This is a genomic window from Pseudomonas sp. MYb2, from assembly GCF_002979955.1.
In the GTDB taxonomy this organism is placed as follows: Bacteria; Pseudomonadota; Gammaproteobacteria; order Pseudomonadales; family Pseudomonadaceae; genus Aquipseudomonas.
The window spans coordinates 293,135-311,673 of the sequence record NZ_PCQC01000001.1 but is presented as its reverse complement, the minus strand read 5'-3'; the positions used below and the strand labels follow the sequence as shown (position 1 = coordinate 311,673).

13 protein-coding genes are annotated in these 18,539 nt (G+C 61.8%); all 13 read left to right on the top strand.

What is annotated here, in order from left to right; genetic code table 11:
• Positions 1-13 precede the first annotated feature (13 nt).
• Positions 14-1,801, top strand: a complete 1,788-nt coding sequence (gene tssF / locus CQ009_RS01520) for a type VI secretion system baseplate subunit TssF (RefSeq protein WP_064389591.1) — start codon at positions 14-16, stop codon at positions 1,799-1,801.
• Positions 1,765-2,772: a type VI secretion system baseplate subunit TssG gene (gene tssG, locus CQ009_RS01515; protein ID WP_064389590.1), complete on the top strand. Its 1,008-nt coding sequence runs from the start codon at positions 1,765-1,767 to the stop codon at positions 2,770-2,772. Before tssF ends, tssG begins: the two co-directional genes overlap by 37 nt.
• Before the next feature lie 11 nt (positions 2,773-2,783).
• Positions 2,784-5,441 (top strand): type VI secretion system ATPase TssH, encoded by a 2,658-nt coding sequence (gene tssH, locus CQ009_RS01510; protein WP_105704683.1) that lies wholly within the window; start codon positions 2,784-2,786, stop codon positions 5,439-5,441.
• Between the two features lie 10 nt (positions 5,442-5,451).
• Entirely contained in the window at positions 5,452-6,972 is a 1,521-nt protein-coding gene (locus CQ009_RS01505; protein ID WP_064389588.1) for a sigma-54-dependent Fis family transcriptional regulator, read from the top strand.
• Between the two features lie 93 nt (positions 6,973-7,065).
• Positions 7,066-7,206, top strand: a complete 141-nt coding sequence (locus CQ009_RS01500) for a hypothetical protein (protein ID WP_003229566.1) — start codon at positions 7,066-7,068, stop codon at positions 7,204-7,206.
• 18 nt (positions 7,207-7,224) lie between these two features.
• Positions 7,225-8,421 carry a type VI secretion system-associated FHA domain protein TagH gene (gene tagH, locus CQ009_RS01495; protein WP_064389587.1) on the top strand — a complete coding sequence of 399 codons (1,197 nt, stop codon included), beginning with the start codon at positions 7,225-7,227 and terminating at the stop codon, positions 8,419-8,421.
• A 5-nt stretch (positions 8,422-8,426) separates the two neighbouring features.
• On the top strand, positions 8,427-8,927 hold the full coding sequence (gene tssJ, locus CQ009_RS01490) for a type VI secretion system lipoprotein TssJ (RefSeq protein WP_105704682.1): 501 nt from the start codon (positions 8,427-8,429) through the stop codon (positions 8,925-8,927).
• 2 nt (positions 8,928-8,929) lie between these two features.
• Complete coding sequence (gene tssK / locus CQ009_RS01485; RefSeq protein WP_064389585.1) at positions 8,930-10,261, top strand: type VI secretion system baseplate subunit TssK; 1,332 nt, start codon at positions 8,930-8,932, stop codon at positions 10,259-10,261.
• A 5-nt stretch (positions 10,262-10,266) separates the two neighbouring features.
• A complete protein-coding gene (icmH, locus tag CQ009_RS01480; protein WP_064389584.1) occupies positions 10,267-11,142 on the top strand; it encodes a type IVB secretion system protein IcmH/DotU in 876 nt (291 codons plus the stop codon).
• A 13-nt stretch (positions 11,143-11,155) separates the two neighbouring features.
• On the top strand, positions 11,156-14,695 hold the full coding sequence (gene tssM / locus CQ009_RS01475; protein WP_064389583.1) for a type VI secretion system membrane subunit TssM: 3,540 nt from the start codon (positions 11,156-11,158) through the stop codon (positions 14,693-14,695).
• The gene (locus CQ009_RS01470; protein ID WP_105704681.1) at positions 14,695-15,423 is read left to right on the top strand and encodes a PP2C family serine/threonine-protein phosphatase; all 729 of its coding nucleotides are present in this window, start codon (positions 14,695-14,697) and stop codon (positions 15,421-15,423) included. Before tssM ends, CQ009_RS01470 begins: the two co-directional genes overlap by 1 nt.
• Positions 15,420-16,421, top strand: coding sequence for a serine/threonine-protein kinase (locus tag CQ009_RS01465; RefSeq protein ID WP_064389581.1), 1,002 nt, complete (start codon positions 15,420-15,422; stop codon positions 16,419-16,421). The genes CQ009_RS01470 and CQ009_RS01465 overlap by 4 nt, the downstream gene beginning before the upstream one ends.
• A gap of 28 nt (positions 16,422-16,449) precedes the next feature.
• Positions 16,450-18,528 carry a type VI secretion system tip protein VgrG gene (locus CQ009_RS01460; RefSeq protein ID WP_105704680.1) on the top strand — a complete coding sequence of 693 codons (2,079 nt, stop codon included), beginning with the start codon at positions 16,450-16,452 and terminating at the stop codon, positions 18,526-18,528.
• The last annotated feature ends 11 nt before the right edge of the window (positions 18,529-18,539 follow it).

Genomic DNA, 18,539 nt, shown 5'->3' with positions numbered 1-18,539 from the left:
AGGCAGGTAACCCGTGTCCTTTAACCACTACTACCAAAGCGAACTCACCGCACTGCGCCAACTCGGTCGCCGTTTCGCCGAGCGTAGTCCGGCGTTGGCACCGTATCTGGGGCAGGCCGGGCGGGATCCGGACGTGGAGCGGTTGCTCGAAGGTTTTGCGTTTCTCACCGGGCGGCTGCGCCAGAAGCTCGATGACGAGCTGCCGGAACTCAGCCATTCGCTGATGCAACTGCTGTGGCCGAACTACATGCGCCCGCTGCCGGCGTTCAGCATTTTGCAGTTCGATCCGCTCAAGCGTTCCGGGCCGGCGTTGCGCGTCGAGCGTGATACGCCGATTGAAAGCAAGCCGATCGAAGACGTGCGCTGCCGCTTCCGTACTTGCTACCCGACCGAAGTGTTGCCACTGGATCTGGCCGCGCTGAATTACTCGGTGAAGGGCGACGGCTCGCTGCTCAGCCTGCGTCTGGAAATGAGTGCCGACGGACACCTCGGTGAGCTGGAACTGAGCAAACTGCGTTTGCACTTTGCCGGTGAGCGCTACATCAGCCAGATGCTCTACCTGAGCCTGCTGCGCAACCTCGAAGGCATCGAACTGATCCCGCTCGACGGTGCCGGCAAACCGATTGATGGCGTTAGCGGCAAGCCGATGGCGTTCAAGATTCCCGGTGATCGGGTCAAACCGGTGGGCTTTGCCGAAGAAGAGGCGTTGATCCCGTATCCGCTGAACACCTTCCGCGGCTATCGCTATCTCCAGGAATACTTCGCCTTCCAGGACAAGTTCCTGTTCGTCGACGTCAACGGTCTGGACATCCTCAATGCGCTGCCGGAAGACACGCTGAAGCAGATGCGCGGCCTTGAATTGCGCTTCGATATCCGCAAGAGCGGCATCATGCGCATGCGCCCGACCCTGGATAACGTGAAGCTGTTTTGCACACCGATTGCCAACCTGTTCGCCCACGATGCATTGCCGATTCGCCTCGACGGCAAACAGGACGAATACCTGTTGCTGCCGGCGGAATTCGATCTGGAAAACTGCGGCGTGTTCTCGGTGGAAACCGTGACTGGCTGGAAGCCCGGCGGCCTCGGTTATCAGGAATACGTGCCGTTCGAATCCTTCGAGCACGACCCGAGTTTCGACGTGCCCAACAGCCGTCCGCACTACAGCATTCGCCAGCGTTCGTCCTTGCTGCACGACGGCCTCGACACATACCTGAGCTTCGGCATTCGTCACACCGAAGCCCACGAAACCCTGTCGATCGAGCTGATCTGCACCAACCAGAACCTGCCGCGCAAGCTCAAGCTCGGCGACATCTGCATGGCCTGCGAAGAGACGCCGGAGTTCTTGAGTTTCCGCAACATTACCCCGGCCACGTCGAGCTTCGCGCCACCGCTGAACCGTGACTTCCTGTGGAAGCTGATCAGCAACATGTCGCTTAACTATCTGTCGCTGGCCGACGTCAATGCGTTGAAGGTTATTCTCGAAACCTACGACTTGCCGCGTTACTACGACCAGCACGCGGAGAAGGTCAGCAAACGCCTGCTCGGCGGCCTCAAGCACATCAAGCATCACCACGTCGACCGCTTGCACCGTGGGCTACCGGTGCGCGGTTTGCGCACCGAACTGACCATCGACCCGGAAGGGTATATCGGCGAAGGCGACCTGTTCGTTTTCGCTTCGGTTCTTAACGAGTTTTTCGCGCTTTACGCCAGTCTCAATTCATTCCATGAGCTGCGCGTAAAAAGCACACAGGGAGAGGTGTACCAATGGACACCACGTATGGGCCTGCAGCCCCTGCTTTAAGCGGGCTGACCAAGGTAATACGCGAGTACTCGCTGTTTCAGGCCGTGCTGCTGGTGATCGACCGGCTGCGCGAAGCACACCCGCATCTGAGCGAAGACGATCTGTACGATCAGGTCGAGTTTCAGGCCAACCCGAGCCTGGGCTTTCCGCGCAGCGACGTCGATCGCGTCGAGTTCTTCGAAGAACACGGGCAGATGCGCGCGCGCATGCGTTTCAACCTGATCGGCCTGGTCGGTTCCGGCTCGCCGCTGCCGGCGTTCTACGGTGAACAAGCCCTGGGCGACAGCGAGGACGGCAACCCGACGCGCAATTTCCTCGACTTGTTCCACCATCGCCTGCAACGGCTGATGCTGCCGATCTGGCGCAAGTATCGCTATCGTGCGAGCTTCCAGAGCGGCGCGCTCGACCCGTTCTCGGCGCAGCTGTTTGCGCTGATCGGCCTGGGCGGCGACGAGATTCGCAAGGCCAAGGAACTCAACTGGAAACGCCTGCTGCCGTACCTCGGCTTGCTCAGCTTGCGGGCGCACTCGGCGGCGCTGATCGAAGCCGTGCTGCGTTACTACTTCAAGCACGAAGACCTGGTCATCGAGCAGTGCATCGAGCGCCGAGTGGAAATTCTCGAAGAGCAGCGCAATCGATTGGGCCGTGCCAACAGCCTGCTCGGTGAAGACCTGGTGCTCGGCGAACACGTGCGCGACCGCAGCGGCAAATTCCGCATTCACATCACCGAACTCGACTGGCAGCGATTCCATGAATTCCTGCCGATCGGTTTCGGTTACCAGCCGCTCTGCGCGCTGGTGCGGTTCACCTTGCGTGACCCGCTCGATTACGACATCCGCCTGGTTCTGCGCCAGGAAGAAATCCGCGAACTGCGCATCGGTGAGCAGAACGCCTGTCGCCTCGGTTGGACCAGCTGGCTGGGCCGCGAAAAAGCGGACGGCGTGGTGACCCTGGGCAGCAAAATTCATTAAGGACGTGAGCCATGATCAACGTAGACCTGCAACAACTCATCCAGGCGCTGGACGCCGAAACCCGTCGTGATCTGGAACGTTCCGCCGAGCGTTGCGTGGCCCGTGGCGGCAGCAAGATCCTCGTCGAAGATTTGATGCTCGGCCTGCTCGAGCGCCCGAATGGCTTGTTGTCGCGCGCACTGCAGGATGCAGACGTCGACGCCGGTGAACTCAGCGCCGCGCTGCAATCGCGCGTCGAACACAGCGCTTCGCGTAACCCGGTGTTCGCCCCGGAACTGGTGCAGTGGCTGCAAGACGCGCTGCTGGTGGCCAACCTCGAACTGGGCCAGACCCAGGTCGAAGACGCCGCGCTGATCCTTGCGCTGCTGCGCAATCCGATGCGCTACGCCGGCAGCCGCTATCAGCCGCTGCTCGCTAAGTTGAACATCGATCGCCTGAAGGAATTTGCCCTGTCGCAACAGGAGCAACCAGCGGCCAATGGCAAACCGGCCGCACAGGGCGAATCGCTGCTGCAGCGTTTCACCCACAACCTGACGCAACAGGCCCGCGACGGCAAACTCGACCCGGTGCTGTGCCGTGACGGCGCGATCCGGCAGATGGTCGACATCCTCGCCCGTCGCCGCAAGAACAACCCGATTGTGGTCGGTGAAGCTGGCGTGGGTAAAACCGCCATCGTCGAAGGTCTGGCGTCGCGCATCGCCGCCGGTGAAGTGCCGCAAGTGCTCAAAGGCGTTGAGCTGCTGTCGCTGGACATGGGCTTGCTGCAGGCCGGCGCCAGCGTCAAAGGTGAGTTCGAACGTCGCCTCAAAGGCGTGATCGACGAAGTCAAAGCCTCGCCGAAACCGATCATTCTGTTCATCGACGAAGCCCACACCCTGATCGGCGCGGGCGGCAATGCCGGCGGTTCCGATGCGGCCAACTTGTTGAAGCCGGCACTGGCCCGTGGCGAACTGCGCACCATCGCCGCGACCACCTGGGCTGAGTACAAGAAATACTTCGAGAAAGACCCGGCGCTGGCCCGTCGTTTCCAGCCGGTGCAACTGCACGAACCGACCGTCAGCGAAGCGGTGACCATCCTCCGTGGTCTGGCCCAGGTTTACGAGAAGAGCCACGGCATCTACCTGCGTGATGATGCGGTGGTTTCGGCGGCGGAATTGTCCGCACGTTATCTGGCTGGCCGGCAACTGCCGGACAAAGCTGTCGACGTTCTCGACACCGCTTGCGCTCGCGTACGCATCAGCCTCGCCGCTGCTCCGGAAAGCCTCGAGCGCCTGCGTGGCGAACTGGCTGAAGGTGGCCGTCAGCGTCAGGCGCTGCGTCGCGATGCCGAGGCTGGTCTGCTGATCGACCATGAAGCGCTGGAGGCACTGGAAGCGCGTTTGGACGAAGCCGAAACTGAAATGGTCGCGCTGGAAACCCTGTGGACTGAGCAGAAGCAACTGGCCGAGCGCCTGCTGGATCTGCGTCAGCAACTGGCCAAGGCTCGCGAAGCTGCGGCGGTCGAGCCAGTGGTCACCGTTGAAGAAGACGCCGAAGGCACCGTGATCGAAACCGTTGCCGCCGAAGTCGAAGAAGGCCAAAGCGTCGAAGCGCTCGAGGCGCAGCTCAACGAAACCCACAGCGCCCTGACTGCCGCTCAGGTCAAAGAGCGTCTGGTCAGTTTCGAAGTGTGCCCGCGTCTGGTTGCCGAAGTGATCAGCGCCTGGACCGGCGTGCCATTGGCGCAACTGGCCCGCGAACACAACGCCAAAGTCGCCAGTTTTGCCACCGACCTGCGCACGCGCATCCGTGGTCAGGAACAAGCCGTACACGCACTGGATCGCTCGATGCGCGCCACCGCTGCCGGCCTGAACAAACCTGATGCGCCAGTCGGCGTGTTCCTGCTGGTCGGCCCGAGCGGCGTAGGTAAAACCGAAACCGCACTGGCCCTGGCTGACTTGCTGTACGGCGGTGATCGTTTCATCACCACCATCAACATGTCCGAATTCCAGGAGAAGCACACCGTTTCCCGTCTGATCGGCGCGCCACCGGGCTACGTCGGTTATGGCGAGGGCGGCATGCTCACCGAAGCCGTGCGGCAGAAACCGTATTCGGTGGTGTTGCTCGATGAAGTCGAAAAGGCTGATCCGGACGTGCTCAACCTGTTCTACCAGATCTTCGACAAAGGCGTGGCCAACGACGGTGAAGGTCGCGAGATCGACTTCCGCAACACGTTGATCCTGATGACCTCGAACCTCGGTAGCGACAAGATCAGCGATCTCTGCGAGAACGGCGCACGCCCAACCGCTGAAGTCCTCGAAGAAACCATTCGCCCGGTCCTTAGCAAACACTTCAAACCGGCGCTGCTGGCGCGAATGAAAGTGGTGCCGTACTACCCGGTCGGCGGCCCGGTGCTGCGCGAACTGATCGAGATCAAACTCGGTCGTCTTGGCGAGCGCCTCAACCGTCGTCAGCTGGATTTCAGCTGGTGCCAGAACCTCGTCGATCATCTGTCCGAGCGTTGCACGCAGAGCGAAAGCGGTGCGCGCCTGATCGACCATCTGCTCGATCAACACGTGCTGCCGCTGGTGGCGGATCGTTTGCTCGACGCCATGGCCACCGGCGAAAGCCTCAAGCGTGTACATGCCACGCTCGATGGTGAAGCCAGCGTGACGTGCGAGTTCGCCTGAGGTGGGTGTGATGTTCACTCAGGTGCCGCAGCCGCTGGTCTATGCCGAAGCGTTGCTGGCGCAGTTCGCCAGTCTGTCGCGGGCGGCGGACGGGGCTGCGTTGCTGGGTGACTTCGTGCGTGGGCTGGCCGAGCTGAGCGGTTGCGAACTGACGCAGCTGTATCTGCTCGACGCCACCCACACCTGCCTGGGGATGAACGCCGAATGCCTCGACGGCGCCCTGCAACCGCGCGAAGCGGCGAGCCTGCCGGCGGATTACAACGGTGAACAACTGCTGCAGTTCGCCCTGTGCCAGAACCGCGTGGTGTGCCTCGACGACTTGAGCGGCAGCTTGCACGAAACCAGTTTTCTGCCGGCAGCGGCTTCGCCGTGGCAGTCGTTGCTGTGCGTGCCGCTGGTCAACCAGCACAAGGCTGTCGAAGGTCTGCTGCTGTGTGCCAGTCGTCGTCGCACCAACCTGCAAGGCTTTGCCGATTCCCTCGGCCAGCTCGGCTCGTTCGTGCTTGGCCAATTGCATTTGTTGCAACGCCTGCGTCAGCCGCTGGCGGAAACGGCCACGGTGGCGCGCAGCGTACCTAGCATCAGTGGCTACGGCTTGATCGGTAAAAGCGCGGCGATGCGCCAGACCCATTCGCTGATCAGCAAAGTGCTGCACAGCCCGTACACTGTGTTGCTGCGCGGTGAAACCGGCACTGGCAAGGAAGTCGTCGCCCGGGCGATTCACGATTGCGGCCCGCGCCGGTCTCAGGCGTTCATCGTGCAGAACTGCGCAGCGGTCCCGGAAAACCTGCTGGAAAGTGAGCTGTTCGGCTATCGCAAAGGTGCCTTCACCGGCGCCGACCGCGACCGTGCGGGTCTGTTTGATGCGGCCAATGGTGGCACGCTGTTGCTCGATGAAATCGGCGACATGCCGCTGTCGTTGCAAGCGAAGATTTTGCGCGTGTTGCAGGAAGGCGAGATCCGTCCGCTGGGTTCCAACGACACGCACAAGATCGACGTACGCATCATCGCTGCCACTCACCGCGATCTGTCGACTTTGGTCAGCGAAGGCAAATTCCGCGAGGACTTGTACTACCGCCTCGCGCAATTCCCGATCGAGTTGCCGGCGCTGCGTCAGCGCGAAGGCGACATCCTCGAACTGGCCCAGCATTTCGCCGACAAGACCTGCACGTATTTGCAGCGTGATCCGGTGCGCTGGTCGGATGCAGCGCTGGAGCATCTGGGCGGTTACACCTTCCCCGGCAACGTCCGCGAACTCAAGGCGTTGGTCGAACGTGCGGTGTTGCTGTGCGAAGGCGGCGAGTTGCTCGCCGAGCATTTTTCCCTGCGCCTGGAGCCGATGCTGGAAGACAACAGCCACCTGAATCTGCGCGAACGCCTGGAGCAGGTCGAGCGCACCTTGCTGCTCGATTGCCTGCGCAAAAACGACGGCAACCAGACCCTCGCGGCCCGCGAACTGGGCTTGCCTCGGCGCACGCTGCTGTACCGGCTCGGTCGTCTGAACATCAATCTGGGGGATTTCGATGGCTAGGCAAACGCTCATCGATTTCACCTCGAAAATCAATTTCAGCGCCGCCCGCGAGGGTCGGCGCTTTGTGCTTTGTCTACACCTGGAGACCCTCTGATGTCTGTTCGTCACTGGCACGCTGTCCTGCTGACCCTCGTCGTTCTATGCGGCCTTGGCGGCTGTAGCGGCAATTACAAATTCAACGACAACGACTATCGCCCGTTGGGTGATCCGCAAGCGGTCAATCGCGGCAAGTGACCGCAAGGAGCATCAAACATGGAATTGGTTTTCGAAATGCTGAACACCAAGCAGTTCGTGCCCACCGAGTTGTGCCAGAAGACCTTTAAACAGGCCGGCGGCGTGATCGGGCGGGGCGAGGACTGCGACTGGATCATCCCTGACCGCAAGCGTCACCTGTCCAATCACCACGCGATTGTCAGCTACCGCGAAGGCACGTTCTTTCTGACCGACACCAGCAGCAACGGTGTGCAGGACGGTGACAGCGGCGCACGCCTGCACAAAGGCGAACCGGTGCGTATCGAGCACGGCAGCACCTACGTGCTCGGTGACTTCGAGATACGTGCACGTCTGGTACGCGACCCGGCGACTTTCGACGGTGAAGCCGGGCGTCCGCGCGCCGCGGGCAGCATCATCCCGGACGACGCGTTTCTCGATCTCGACCCTCTCAATGCCCTCGAACAGCAAGAGCGCGTGTACTCGGAAATCGACGAACTGCTGGCGCCGAACACCAAGCCGGAAGACTCCCGTCAACGCGCCGACTACGCGCGCATCGACATGGAAAGCCTGATGGTGCCGGAGCTGATCGCCGCGCCCGCCGAACCTGAGCCCGCTCCGGCACCGAAAGCCGTCGAGCGTCAAAGCGAAGGTTTCTGGGAGCACTTCGGTGCGGCGCTGGGTGTGGACGTCAAAGGCCTCAGCCACGACGAACGCGAAGCCCTGGCCTTGAATGCTGCACGCTTGCTGCGCCAAAGCATCGGCGGTTTGCAGCAGAGCCTGCGCACCCGTTCGGAGCTGAAAAACGAACTGCGTCTGGCCCAGACCACCGTGCAAGGCACCAACAAGAATCCGCTGAAATTCGCCGTCGATCCGAGTGAAGCGCTGCAGATTCTGTTGCAGCCAAGCAAGCCCGGACATCTGCCGGCCGAGCAGGCGATCTCCCGTGCGTTCCGCGATTTGCAGGCGCATCAGGTTGCACTGCTGACCGCCAGCCGCGCCGCCGTGCGCGGCACCCTGGAGCACTTCTCGCCGGAGCAACTGACCCTGCGTTTCGAGCGCGACAGCAAGCCATTGATCGCCACGTCTGGCGGGCGCTGGAGAGCGTTCGGCCGTTATCACCAGGCACTGCGTCAGGACGATGACTGGAGCGAGCGTCTGCTGGCCCGCGACTTCGCCCAAGCCTACGAAGAACAGATCCGCCTGATCTCCACCCTCCACACCGACCACCAAGGATGATGCGCATGTCTCGCCGCTCGACCGCTTTTTTCAAGACGCTGACTGCGCTCACCGTGCTGGTGTTGCTCGCCGGTTGTTCGTCGCTGTCGCCGTACTCGAAAGTGACCAAGATCAACCTGAAACTGACCGGCAGCGATCAGTTGAACCTCGACCTCAACGGCCGCCCATCGCCGGTGGTGGTGCGTCTGTTCGAGCTCAAGCACCCGGTGACCTTCGAGAACGCTGACTTCTTCAGCCTCTACGAGCGCGCCAAGGAATCCCTCAACCCGGATCTGGTGGCCAGTGAAGAACTCGAACTGCGCCCGGGCGAAACCGTGGAACTGAAACTCAAGGTGGAAGAGGGCAGCCTTTATGTCGGCGTTCTTGCCGCTTACCGCGACTTGCCGGAAACCCAATGGCGCCACACGGTGCAGATCACTCCGTTGGAAGTTACCGAAGTCGATCTGACTCTGGACCAGACCGGCATCCGTAACACCAATCAAGTGCTCGCCAAGGCGGATGACTGACCATGAATACCCATAAAGTCATTTGGCAGGAAGGCATGCTGCTGCGTCCGCAGCACTTCCAGCACAACGATCGCTACTACGATCACCAGATGAAAACCCGCACGCAATTGCTGGGTGGCTACACCTGGGGTTTCCTCAATCTGGAGATCGACTTGCAGTTCCTCAACATGGGCAAACTGGTGATCAGTGAAGCCTCGGGGATTCTGCCGGACGGCAGCCTGTTCGAACTCGGTGGCAACACCGAGCCGCTGGCGCTGGACGTGCCACCGAACACCGGCAACACGCCGATCTATCTGGCGCTGCCGCTGGTCACCGGCAACCACATCGAGTCGCGCCGTCCGGAGCAGTCCGACGTGCTCGCGCGTTACACCGCGTACGACGCCGAAGTGGCCGACTCCAACGCCGGCGACGATTCTGCCAGCCAGGTCAGCTGCGGCCGTCCGGACTTCAAACTGTTGCTCGGCGAGCAGCAGAGCGATCAGGCCTACGTAAAGCTGAAGATCTGCGACGTGCTCGACACCACGCCCGACGGCGTGATCAGCCTCGATCCGGATTTCGTCCCGACCTACATTCAGGCCCACGCCTCCAGCTATCTGCTGTCGTGCCTGAAAGAAGTCATCAGCATGCTCAGCCACCGGGGCGACACCATTGCCGAACGGATTCGCTCCAACGGCAAGGTTGGCGGCGCGGAAGTCGGCGACTTCATGATGCTGCAACTGATCAACCGCACCGAACTGCTGCTGCGCCACTACCTCGGGCTGGAGCAGGTGCACCCGGAAGAGTTGTACCGCACGCTGCTGACCATGCTCGGCGATCTGGCGACCTTCTCCGGCGAGAGCAAACGTCCGCGTCTGGACAGCCGCTACTCCCACGCCGATCAGGGCGGCAGCTTCCGCAAACTGATGGAAGCGATTCGTCAGGTACTGTCGATGGTGCTCGAACAGCACGCCATCGAACTGATCCTGCAAGCGCGTCAGTACGGCATCATCGTGTCGCCGTTGCACGACCACAAACTGCTCGGCTCGGCCTCGTTCGTGCTGGCAGCGAGTGCCAACTGCGACTCCGAAGAACTGCGCCATCGCTTGCCGGCGCACCTCAAGGTCGGCCCGGTGGAGCGTATCCGCCAACTGGTCAACCTGCACTTGCCGGGGATCAAGGTCAAACCGTTGCCGGTGGCCCCACGGCAGATCGCGTTCCATTCGAACAAAACCTATTTCATCCTCGAACTCAGTTCCGAAGACCTGGCACAACTCGAGCGCTCCGGCGGTTTCGCGTTCCACGTGTCCGGCGAATTTGCCGAGCTTGAACTGAAATTCTGGGCCATCAGGAACTGACCGACATGATCAAGGAAACGGATTACAACCAGGACGACAAAACCGTCCTGCTCGATCGTCAAGGCCACGGACCGGCGTCGAGTCCGCTGACCGACTTCGCCGCGCCACCGCGCTTCGAGCAACTGGAAGAACGCATGATCTACGCCGCGCGCCTGCGTCCGGCGGAAGCGTTCAACATCAGCCTCAATTCGCTGGTGGCAGCCTCGTCCGAGTTGCTTTCGGAAGTGGTGCGCCTCAAGCACAGTGAAACCCGTGAAGATCTCTACGCGCTCAACGAGCGCCTGACCGCCGGGCTCAAGCTGTTTGAAGTGCGCGCCCTGCACAACGGCGCCGAAAGCAGCCAGGTGATGGCCGCGCGTTACGTGCTCTGCACCGTGGTCGACGAAGCCGTCGTGACCACACCGTGGGGCAACGAAAGCGAGTGGTCGCAGATGAGCCTGCTGAGCAGCTTCCACAACGAAACCTTCGGTGGCGAGAAGTTCTTCCAGTTGCTCGATCGACTGTCGAAGAACCCGGTCAAGCACCTGCCGATGCTCGAATTGATGTATTTGTGCCTGTCCCTCGGTTTCGAAGGCAAGTACCGCGTGCAGGCACGCGGCATGCTCGAACTCGAAGGCATCCGCGACGCTCTGTACCGGCAAATCCGTCAGTTGCGTGGCGACGTGCCGCGTGAGTTGTCACCGCACTGGGAAGGCCTCGACGATCAGCGCCGCAACCTGGTGCGCATCGTGCCGGCCTGGATGGTGGTGTTGTTCACTGTCGTCTGCCTGGTGGTGATGTATTCGGGCTTCGCCTGGGTCTTGGGCGAGCAGCGCGACACCGTTCTGCAACCTTATCAGCCGCTTGATCCAGCCGCGGTCCAACCGCAGTCGCAGCCGTAAACAGGGACGTGTGATGAAAAAGTTTTTCAAGAAAGTCGGCGCCTTCCTGCGCCAGACCTGGGTCTGGACCCTGCTGCTGGTGCTGTTCGTGGCGCTGCTGGTGTGGTTCGTCGGCCCGTTGTTGGCGGTCGATGATTACAAGTTCTGGGAAGGTTCGACCGCCCGCTTGCTGACCATTGCCGTGCTGTTCCTGATCTGGGGCCTGACCATGGTCTTCGTCAGCTGGCGCGCGGGTATCCGCAAGAAAGCCGACGAGGAAAGCGAAGACGGCCAGGATCGCATCCGCCGCGAAGAGCTGATCGACGACGAGCAGAAAGAGTTGAAGGCGCGCTTCAAAGACGCGCTGAAAACCCTGAAGACCTCGAGCCTGTATCGCGGCCGCAGCGAACGCTGGCGCAGCGACTTGCCGTGGTATCTGCTGATCGGTCCGCAAGCCTCGGGCAAGACCAGCCTGCTGGACTTTTCCGGTCTGGAATTCCCGATCAACAAGATCGACCGCAAGCTGACCCGCGACACCCTCGGCACCCGTCATTGCGACTGGTATTTCGCCGACCACGGTGTGCTGATCGACACTGCAGGGCGTTACACCACGCAACCGGATGTGGAAGTCGACGGCAGTGCCTGGACGACCTTGCTGGAGCTGCTGCGCAAACGTCGTCGCGGCCGTCCGCTGAACGGCGTGCTGGTGACCATTCCGGTGGAAACCCTGCTCGGCGGCAGTGAGCAGGACATCGATACCCTGGCACGCCAAGTGCGTGGTCGTCTGCAGGATGTGCATCAGAAATTGCACGTCGATGTGCCGGTGTATCTGGTCCTGAGCAAGGCTGACAAGCTGCTCGGCTTCGACGAGTTCTTCGATCAACTGACCCGCGAAGAAAGCGATCAGGTGCTCGGAACCAGTTTCCGCAAGGATCAGGTCGGCACCGACGTGGCTGTGCTGCGCAACGAGTTCGAAGAACTGCTGCGTCGCCTCAACAGCCAAGTGATCATGCGCATGCACTCCGAGCGCGACACGCAGCGCCGTGGCCGCATCCTCGACTTCCCGCATCAACTGGGACTGATCGGCGAGCGCCTGTGCCTGTTCGTCGACATGGCGTTCACCGGCAACCGCTATCAGCGTGCCACGCAACTGCGTGGGTTCTACCTGACCAGCGCGCCGCACCTGACCCAGGAAATGGACTCGACCACCGCCGGCATCGGCGCCAGCCTCGGCATGAACGCCGGTGTGCTGCCGACCCTGCGCAGCGGTCGTTCGCGTTTCATCCATCACTTGCTCAGCCGGGTGATTTTCCCCGAGGCCGATCTGGCCGGTCTGGACAAGCGCGAACGCAGCCGCATTCATTGGGGCCAGCGGGCGCTGTACGTCGGCGCACTGGCGGCATTGGCGCTGTTCGGCATGCTTTGGGCGGGCGGTTTCTCGGCCAACTACGAGCGTCTGGAAAACCTGCGCAATCTGGCGCAGAACTGGACACAGCAGCGCAGCGCCCTGACGCCGCGTGATGACGCCATGGGCGTGCTGAAAACCCTCGACACCAGCTACGCCGCGACGCAGGCATTCCCGAAAAAGGGCGACGTTTCCTATCACGAACGTGGCGGCCTGTATCAGGGCGAAGACGTCAATCCAGTGGTCAAAGAGGCTTACGAGCGCGAGCTTGAAAAGCAACTGTTGCCACGAGTAGCGACCATGCTCGAAGGGCAGATCCGCGCCAACATGAAGGATCGCGAAAAGCTGCTCAACAGCCTGCGCGCGTACCTGATGCTGAACATGAAAGACCGTCGCGATGCCGTCTGGCTCAAGGACTGGGTTGCCACTGACTGGTCGCAGCGCTACACCGGCAACACTGCGGTGCAAAACGGTCTGAATGCGCACCTCGAACGCCTGCTGAAGCAGCCGTTTATCTACCCGCTGAACGACCAGTTGGTCACGCAGGCGCGTCAGGTATTGCGCAGCGAGTCGCTGGCCACCGTGGTTTACCGCATGCTCCGCGAGCAGGCGCGCAACCTGCCGGAATACCGCTTCAGCCAACACCTCGGCCCGCAAGGTTCGCTGTTTATCGGCACCGAATACGTGATCCCGGGTTTCTACACCCAGTCCGGTTATCAGCAGTATTTCTCGGTTCAGGGCGCAACGCTGGTCACCGACATCCTGCGCGACAACTGGGTGCTGGGCGAAGGTGCGGGCATCAGCGACATGGACTTGCGTCGCCTGATGGTCGAGCTGGAGCAACTGTACTTCCGCGACTACGCCAACTACTGGAGCGAAGCCGTTGGCCAAGTGGCCTTGCCGCCGATCAGCGACGCCGGTGAAGGCGCCGAGCAACTGGCGGGCCTGACCTCGGCCAACTCGCCGGTGCTGGCGCTGTTGACCGAAGTACGCGAGAACACCCGCTTCGAGGCAGCCGCTGATCCTGTGGATGAAGCCGGTGATGCCGCTGATGCGTTGGCAGGGCAGAAAGGCAAACTGGGTAAAGTCGGCAAACTGGCGTCGGCCGTGGCGGACAAGGCTTCGGCCCTGAGCGTTGCGAAGAGCCTGCCGGACACCGCGAAGAAGTCGCTACAACGTCGCTTCGAACCACTGCATCGCCTGCTTGATGACAACAACGGCCCGGGCGCTGACCTGACGCCAGCGTTCAACGCGCTCAACGACCTGCAACTGCAACTGTCCGGCCTGGCCCGTTCCAGCACGCCGGAACAAGCCGCGTTCGAACTGGCGAAAACCCGCATGAGCGGCCAGCGTGATGCGCTGACCAACCTGCGCGCCGCTTCCGGTCGCCTGCCGCGTCCACTGAGCGTGTGGTTCAACGTGCTGGCCGAAGACTCGTGGCGCCTGGTGCTCAACGATGCCTACCAATACCTGAACGGTCGTTATCAGAACGAGCTGTACAGCGTGTATGGCAAAACCATCAGCAAGCGTTATCCGTTCAGCGCCAGCAGCACCAGCGACGTGGCGATCAGCGACTTCCGCGAGTTCTTCAAGGCTCAAGGCATCGTCGACCGCTTCTTCGACAGCTACATGCGTCCGTTCGTCAGCGGCGATCCGGGCAACTACCGCATGCGCAGCGTCGACGGTCACAGCCTGCCGGTGTCCAAGGTCTACCTCGATCAGATGGCGGCAGCGCTGACGATTCGTCAGAGCTTCTTCTCGATCAACCCGGCCGAACCGACCGTGCAGTTCAAACTGGAGCCGTACACGCTCGATCCGGCGGTCAGCCGTTCCGAGTTCAAGTTCGGCGACAAGACCATGGAATACCGCCACGGCCCGATCCTGCCAATGACCTTCAAATGGCCGACCGATGCTGAAGACGGTCGCACCAGTCTGGTCATGGACAAGATGGCCGGGCGCCCGATCGGTATCGAGAAGAACTCTGGCCCATGGTCGCTGTTCCGTCTGTTCGATCTGATGCAGACCGAGTACCTGACCGGTCGCGACGTGCTGGTGCTGAAAGCGGACGTGGGTGGCCTGCGCGCCAACTACCTGCTGAGCAGCCAGCGCACGCCGAACCCGTTCGACATGGGCGTGCTGCGCACCTTCCGTATGCCGGTGCAGCTCTGATGCTGGTGGCCAGTGCCTGGCGCAGCGCGGCGCGTACCGACCCGGGCAAGGTGCGGGCGCGCAACGAAGATGCCTTCCTCGACTCGCCACAGCACGGGCTGTGGGTGGTCGCGGACGGCATGGGCGGTCATCAGGGTGGCGACATCGCCAGCCAGTTGATCGTCGCCAGCCTGGCTGAACTGCCGCAACACGAGGACTTCGACGAACGCCTCAAAGCCATCCGCCAGTGCCTGCACTGGCTGAACCGGCGTTTGGGGCAGGAGTTGACGGTCACCGCCGGGCGTCACGACAGCATCATGGGCAGCACCGTCGTGGCGCTGCTGGTGGAAGGCAATCGCGCGGCCTGCATCTGGGCCGGCGACAGCCGCTGTTATATGTGGCGCGGGCAGCGTTTGTATCAGCTGTCCAAGGACCATTCGCTGCAACAGCAACTGATCGACGAGCAACAGATGAGCGTCGAACAAGCGGCGGCACACCCGGCGGCTCAGGCGTTGACCCGAGCCGTCGGCGCCGCTGAGCAACTGACCCTGGATGTCCTCGAACTTGAGGTGTATCCGGGCGATGCTTTTTTGCTCTGCAGCGATGGTTTGTATCAGGGCCTGAGCAGCGATGCCCTCGGCACCGCCCTCAGCCTCAGCGCGCCGCACGTGGCGCTGGAACGTTTGTTCGACGGCGCCCTGCGTGGCGCCGCGCGCGACAACCTGACAGCCGTGGTGATCCGCCAATGACCAAGATCGAATCACCCATCGATGACTTGTTGATGAGCGAAGAGCAGGCCAACAACCTGACCTACTTCGCCTTCGCCAAGGAAAACAAGGCAGAGCCTTTGCTGGCGCCGACCAAGGCCAGCATCGGTGCACTGCCGGATGTGCTCGCCGGTCGCTACCACCTCGAGCGTCTGCTCGGGGCCGGTGGCATGGGCGCCGTTTACCGGGCGCGGGATCTGCTGCACGAACAGTTCGGCGATCCCGACCCTTACATAGCGCTGAAAATCCTCAGCGAAGAATTTGCCGAATCGCCGGACGCCAGTGCCTTGCTCTACAGCGAGTTCGCCCTGACCCGACGCCTGCGCCACGACAATGTCGTGCGTGCGCACACCTTTGAAGTCGACACCGACTGCCAGCGGGCCTTCATCACCATGGAATACATGCGTGGCCTGACCCTGGACAAATTGCTCTGCGAGCGGCCCCTCGGCCTGCCGTGGCAAGAACTGCGCGACATCGTCCTGCCGCTGCTCGACACGCTGGCCTACGCCCACGGTCGCGGCGTGCTGCACGGTGACATGAAACCGAGCAACGTCATGCTCAGCGAAGATGGCTTGCGCCTCTTTGACTTCGGTTTGGGCCAGGCAGAGGAGGGCGTGATGCCCGGGCTGCCGCACCTGAGCCGCGAACGTTTCAACGCCTGGACCCCGGGCTACGCCGCCCCCGAACTGCTTGAGGGCCAACCGTTGTCGGCCAGCGCGGACGTGTACGGCGTGGCCTGCGTGATCTACGAACTGGCTGGCGGCAAACACCCGTTCCGCCGCTTGCCCTCGACCCAGGCTCGCGACGAGCACCTGGAGCGCGAGTTGCACGCGCCGGCGAACTTACCGAAACACTGTTGGCCAGCGCTGCAAACCGCGCTGAGCTTCGACCCGGCAGCACGCACCATCACTGCCCAACAATTGCGTGACGCCTTGGGCGCCACTTCGTCCTGGCTGCAACGTCTGCGACTTCGGGCGTAACGGATGACATTCGAACAGGGAGCACTTTATGTTCAACCCAGCTAACGAAACCCACTTCAGCCTCAAGGTCGAAGACTACGTCGGCGACCTGCAAGTGCTGTCGTTCACCGGCACCGAAGGCATCAGCCAGCCGTTTCGTTTCGACCTGGAACTGGTCAGTGAAAACCCGGATCTGGACCTGGAAAAGCTCCTGCACAAGCAGGCCTTTCTGGCGTTCGATCCGCAGGGTAGTGGCATTCACGGGCAGATCTACCGCGTCGCCCAAGGCGATGCCGGCAAGCGCCTGACCCGCTACAAAGTGTCGATGGTGCCGCAACTGCAATACCTGCATCACCGCACCAACCAACGCATCTATCAGCAGATGTCGGCGCCGAAAATCATCGCGCTGATCCTCGATGAACACGGGATCAAGGGCAACGCCTACAGCTTCCAGCTCAGCCAACCGTGCCCGGATCGCGACTACTGCGTGCAGTACGACGAAACTGACCTGCACTTCGTCCAGCGCCTGTGCGAAGAGGAAGGTATTCACTACCACTTCCAGCACAGCGACAAAGGACACCTGCTGGTGTTCGGCGATGATCAGACCGTGTTCCCCGACCTCGGCCAGCCAACGGCCTACGTGCAGGGCAGCGGCATGGTTGCCGAAGAACCGGTGATCAAAGGTTTCAGACTGCGCCTGGAAACCCGCACCAGCCGCACCACACGTCGCGACTACGACTTTGAAAAACCGCGCCTGCAAATGGAAGCGGCGTACAGACCCGACGTCGCTGCCGACAGCGAAGACAGCGAACCGGATCTCGAAGACTACGACTACCCGGGCCGCTTCATCGACCGCGCCCGTGGCAAGTTCCTCAGCCAGCGCGCCCTCGAGCGCCACCGCGCCGACTACCGTCAGGCCGAAGGTCGCGGCGACCAGACCAAACTGGTCAGCGGCCATTTCATGGCCATGTCCGACCACCCGCGCAGCGAGTGGAACGACCTGTGGCTGCTCACCGAAATCTTCCACGAGGGCAAACAGCCGCAAGTCCTCGAAGAAGGCGTGACCAGCGACACCACCGACAACAAGGACGACTTCCACCAGGGCTACCGCAACACCTTCCTCGCCACCCCGTGGGACGTGTTCTACCGCCCGGCCCTCGAACACCCGAAACCGCGCGTGCTCGGCAGCCAGACCGCCATGGTCACCGGCCCCAAAGGTGAAGAAATCCACTGCGACCAATACGGCCGCATCAAAGTGCAATTCCACTGGGACCGCGAAGGCCAGGCCGACGACAAAACCAGCTGCTGGCTGCGCGTCTCCAGCTCCTGGGCCGGCGACCGCTACGGCGCCATCAGCATCCCGCGCATCGGTATGGAAGTCCTCGTCACCTTCCTCGAAGGCGATCCCGACCAACCCCTCGTCACCGGTTGCCTGTACCACAAGGAAAACCCGGTGCCGTACGCCTTGCCGGCGAACAAGACGCGCAGCGTGTTCAAAACGCTTAGCTCACCGGGTGGCGGTGGTTACAACGAACTGCGCATCGAAGACAAGAAAGGTGCAGAGCAGATCTACATTCATGCCCAGCGCGATTGGGATGAAAACGTTGAGCACGATCAGAAGATTCGGGTCGGCAATGAACGTCACGACACGGTGGTGAAGAACACCTACACCGAGCTCAAGGCTGAAGAGCACCGCACCACGATTGCCGATCGCAAGGTTGAAGCGAAGCTGGACGACCACCTGACGATTGGGCAGAACCAGCATGTGAAGCTGGGGACTGCGCAACTGACCAGCGTGGGGAAAGAGATTCACCTCAAGGCTGGGGACAAGATTGTTATTGAGGCCGGGACGGAGCTGACCATTCTTGGGGGTGGGAGCTTTATCAAGCTGGATGGCGGTGGGGTGACGGTGGTTGGGCCGGTGATCAAGATCAATGCTGGCGGATCGGCTGGGTCGGGTACTGGCATTGGCATCAAGCCGCCGATATTGCCGGGTGCTGCCGACAAGGACATCGCCGGCGCCGTACCGCCGCAGGCGCTGCCGAACGCACCGCTGCCGCCACCACCGGTGTGCAAGGAATGTCTGGCCCGGGCCAAACGTAACGCTCAAGCCCTGGCCGCACGATAAAGGACGACTTC